General features: G+C 64.9%; 5 protein-coding genes. All 5 read left to right on the forward strand.

Annotation, left to right across the window (positions count from 1 at the left end; translation table 11 throughout):
* Positions 1-754, forward strand: a 754-nt coding sequence (locus tag GEV05_30665; protein MPZ47641.1) for a histidine kinase, incomplete at its 5' end; no start/stop codon positions are given.
* 1 nt (position 755) lies between these two features.
* The gene (locus tag GEV05_30670; protein MPZ47642.1) at positions 756-1,394 is read left to right on the forward strand and encodes a response regulator; all 639 of its coding nucleotides are present in this window, start codon (positions 756-758) and stop codon (positions 1,392-1,394) included.
* Entirely contained in the window at positions 974-2,056 is a 1,083-nt protein-coding gene (locus tag GEV05_30675) for a response regulator (GenBank protein MPZ47643.1), read from the forward strand. The genes GEV05_30670 and GEV05_30675 overlap by 421 nt, the downstream gene beginning before the upstream one ends.
* On the forward strand, positions 2,013-2,933 hold the full coding sequence (locus GEV05_30680; protein ID MPZ47644.1) for an HDOD domain-containing protein: 921 nt from the start codon (positions 2,013-2,015) through the stop codon (positions 2,931-2,933). Before GEV05_30675 ends, GEV05_30680 begins: the two co-directional genes overlap by 44 nt.
* A gap of 390 nt (positions 2,934-3,323) precedes the next feature.
* Positions 3,324-4,097: an SDR family oxidoreductase gene (locus GEV05_30685; GenBank protein ID MPZ47645.1), complete on the forward strand. Its 774-nt coding sequence runs from the start codon at positions 3,324-3,326 to the stop codon at positions 4,095-4,097.
* Positions 4,098-4,162: the final 65 nt, after the last annotated feature.

A 4,162-nucleotide genomic window follows, 5' to 3' on the forward strand; every position in this document is an offset into this window, starting at 1 on the left:
GAGCTTCCTGCTGTTCGGCATGTTCTATTCCGTGGCATCCTCACGCAGCAGAGCCGTCGCAATGGCGAACGTGATGACCGAAGACCTGCGCAATTCGACCGAACAGCTGCAGGCCCTGTCGCGGCGGCACGTCGACGTGCAGGAGTCCGAGCGGCGCCGCTTCTCGCGCGAGCTGCACGATCGGGTCGGCCAGAACCTGACCGCGTTGAGCATCAATCTCGACATTCTGAAGAGCCAGCTTCCGCACGGAAACGAGGGATTGCATTCCCGTCTCGAGGACGCCGGCACGCTGCTCGAATCGACCGCCGCGACGATCGAGAACGTGATGGCGGAGCTGCGCCCGCCGATGCTGGACGACTACGGCCTGCTGCCCGCGCTGCAGTGGTATGCGAACGATTTCGTCCGTCGCACCGGCATCGAAGTCGAGGTGCAAGGAAAGGAGAGCGCCGCGCGCCTCGCGCAGTCGAGCGAGATCGCGCTCTTTCGCATCGTTCAGGAGGCGCTCAACAATGTCGCGAAGCACGCCCATGCCTCGAAAGTGAGCATCACGCTCGAGCATGCGGGCGAGCAGTTGCTCATGACCATCGCCGACGACGGCGTGGGGTATGGCACGGCGACGGGCTCGGCGGCACGCCGGCGCGCGGGTCTCGGCATGGTCACCATGCGCGAGCGGACGCAGGCGGTCGGCGGGCGCTTCGAGATCGGTCCCGCAGCGGGCGGCGGGACTTGCGTCAGCGTTCGCGTCCCGTGCTGACATGACGATCCGGGTGCTGATCGTCGATGACCACGCCGTCGTGGCCGAGGGCCTGCGCTTCGTGGTCGATGCACAGAGCGACATGAACGTGGTCGGCTGCGTGGAAGACAGCCGCGAGGCGGTCGACGTGGCGGTCAGGACCGAGCCCGACGTGGTGCTCATGGACCACGCGATGCCGAACCTGAACGGTGCCGAGGCAACGCACCTGCTGCGCGAACGTTGCCCGCGCATACGCGTAATCATCCTGTCGATGTACTCGAACCACGTTCATGTCATGCGCGCTCTGCAGGCCGGCGCAATGGGCTACGTGGTCAAGAAGTCGGCCGCCAAGGAGGTGGTCGAAGCGATTCGCGCGGTATACAACGGCGGGCGCTTTCTCAGCAAGGAGCTCGTGAATCCGGTGATCGAGCAGATCGCGCGCGGGGTGGAGAGCCCGCTCGCGCGCTTGAGCTCGCGCGAGCGGCAGGTATTGCAGATGCTCGCAGAGGGCAGCTCGAATGCGCAGATCGCGGAGAAGCTGTCCCTGTCGCAAAAGACGGTGGAAACGTACCGGGCACGCCTCATGGAGAAGCTCGACCTGCACGATTTCGCGTCACTGATCAAGTTCGCGATCCAGTACGGCGTGACTTCGCTCGATTAGCGCGCGGGCCAGGCGGCGACGCGCCGCCAGCCCGACGACCTGAGCCGGTTCGGCAGCGATCTGTCAGGAAATTCCTGACGCGATCTGTCCGATGCTCCCGACAGCGCAGTGCGTGCGCTTCCGCTACAGTCGCCTCACACAGCAACTTCCGGCGAGACGACGTGGACACGAGCGAATTGCAATCATCCTGCGGCCCGGTCATCCTGATCGTGGAAGACCATCGTGCAGTGAGGCAGGCGCTGCGCGAGCTGATGCACGTCGCGTTCGGCGCCATCGAAGTGTTGGAGGCAGCGACCGTGAACGAGGCGCTGCGTGCGATCGACGTGCACAAGGTCGATGTCGTGCTGATGGATATCAAGCTGCCGGGCATCGACGGCGTCGCCGGCACCCGCAAGCTGCTCGAAGCTTCGCCGCGGTCGATGGTGGTGATGGTGTCCAATTTCGATGATGCGTTTCATCGTCACGCAGCAAGCCGGGCCGGGGCGAAGTGCTTCGTGACCAAGCGTGCGATCGGCAAGGAGCTCGTGCCTGCCATCGAGGCGTTGCTGGTTGCACGCGCGCCAGAGACAACCGGGCAGTGGTGGGGTGAGCCGGCCCTGGAAGACCCGGCCGGCATCCATGCACGCTCGCCGCTGGCCATCCCGCCTGCGAGCGTTGCCTGACGTGGCCACCGACTACCACCCGATGTTCGTCAACCTCGAATTGTGCGAGGCGACCCACAGCGTGCAGCAACTCGGCATCCCGCCCTGTCCGCCGCTGCTCGCCGATCTCATCCAGGAGTTGGCGCAGCCGCAGCCCGATCGCAGCTGGGTCGTGCAGCTGATCGAGCAGGACGCAAAGCTCGCGCAGGCGCTGCTAGAGGCGGTGAATTCGCCCCTGTGTGGATTGCGTCACAAGGTAACCGCAGTCCGGGGCGCGGTCACCTTCGGTGGCCTCAAGTACTGTGCCAACTTCGTGGCGGGTTTCATGCTGCGACGTGCGCTCACCGTCGTGGGCAGGTTCGAGCTGGAAGCGTTCTGGGAACGCGCCGCGGAGCGTTCGCTCGCGATCGCCTATCTCGCGCGCGAGCTCGATGTGGCCGATTTCGACGAAGCGCACACTTTCGGGCTGTTCCGCAATTGCGGAATTCCGCTCATGCTGCTCAAGCACTCCGACTACGGCGCGTGGCTCGCGAACGAGCAGGAACAGGGCAGGCTCGAGATCACGACGAGGGAGCGCGCGCGATACGGCATCGACCATGCGCTGATCGGCGGACTGCTGGCGAGAAGCTGGTGCCTGCCCATGGATATGTGGCTGCCCGTAAGCCTGCACCATGTGCGCGATGAATCGGCGCAAGCAGGCGGGCCGCAGAGCCGCTCGACCCGGCGCCTGATCGCCATCGGCGTGCTGGCCGACTGCATCACCCGGCTGCATCGCCGCCAGCGCTTGTCCGAATTCTGGGAACGCGAGGAGGCGTTCGCGTTGCAAGCTCTGGGTCTGCTACCTTCGCAACTCGCCGCACTGAGCACCGACATCGGTCTTCTGCTCGAGGCGTCTTAGTGTGGTGAATCGCAAATTCGTCGTAATTCGTCATTCCCGCGCAAGCGGGAATCCAGAACGAGACTCCGCCTGGACCCCCGCGTTCGCGGGGGTGACGAACTTCTGACTCAGGACGCTAGAGAGCCGCGCCAGTTTCCGCGAACACCGGGCTCGCCAGCAACCCGGCTGCAATCATCCATTGAGCGAGTGCATGCAGCGGCAAGGCCTTGCTCCCCCGGATCGTCCATTTCAATATAGCGCACGCGTCGTCCGCGACCGGCCGATGATGATGCCGCGTGCCGTGCCCGGAGTATCATCGCCGCTCGGCGATCGATCGGTTGCCGGCGGCAATCGTCTGTGCAGCGACGGTCAGGCCGTTTCACCGGGGAAGGCACGACAAAGGAGAGCGACATGGAGCTGGGACTGAAAGGCAAGGTGGCGATCATCACGGGCGCGACCGAGGGCATCGGCAAGGAGACGGCAAGGGTGCTGGCCCAGGAGGGCGCCAAGGTCGCGATCTGCTCGCGCCGCCCGGCTGCGGTCGAGGCCGCCGTGGCCGAACTGAAACGCACGAGCCCCGACATTCTGGGCGTGCCGTGCGATGTCGCCAAGCCCGAGGACGTCACGCGATTGGTGGAGGCGACGGCCAAGCAGTTCGGGCGCATCGACATCCTGGTGAACAATGCCGGCACATCGAAGCGCGGCACGTTCATGGAAAACGACGATGCAGTATGGGCCACCGATTTCGAGATGAAGGTGTTCGGCGCGATCCGGCTGGTAAAGCTCGTGATCCCGCACATGCGCAAGGCCGGCGGCGGGCGCATCATCATGGTGACCAACATCGGCGCCAAGACCCCGGCCGCCGGCTCGACGCCGACTTCGATCTCGCGCGCCGCCGGGATCGCGCTCACCAAGGCGATGTCGAAGGAGTTCGCGCCCGACAACATCCTCGTCAACACCGTGTGCATCGGCCGCATCAAGTCCGGCCAGCACGAGCGCCGCTTCAACAAGTCGGGCGAGGGCGGCGAGTCGTACTACGCGAAGATGGGCAAGGAGATTCCGCTCGGGCGCGTGGGCGAAACGATCGAAGCCGCCAATGCCATCGTGTTTCTCGCCTCCGACATGGCGAGCTACATCACCGGCACCAGCATCAACATGGACGGCGGGATGGCCGGAACGGTGTAGCCCTGTCATTCCCGCGCATGCGGGATCCAGGCAGTCGAGCTTCCAGGCTCTATGGAACCTCTAAT

This window comes from Betaproteobacteria bacterium (genome assembly GCA_009377585.1).
Lineage (GTDB): Bacteria > Pseudomonadota > Gammaproteobacteria > Burkholderiales > WYBJ01 > WYBJ01.

Coding starts and splice junctions, on each gene's coding strand:
- GEV05_30670 (MPZ47642.1), top strand. CDS start 756: ATGACGATCCGGGTGCTGATCGTCGATGACCACGCCGTCGTGGCCGAG.
- GEV05_30680 (MPZ47644.1), top strand. CDS start 2,013: ATGCACGCTCGCCGCTGGCCATCCCGCCTGCGAGCGTTGCCTGACGTG.
- GEV05_30685 (MPZ47645.1), top strand. CDS start 3,324: ATGGAGCTGGGACTGAAAGGCAAGGTGGCGATCATCACGGGCGCGACC.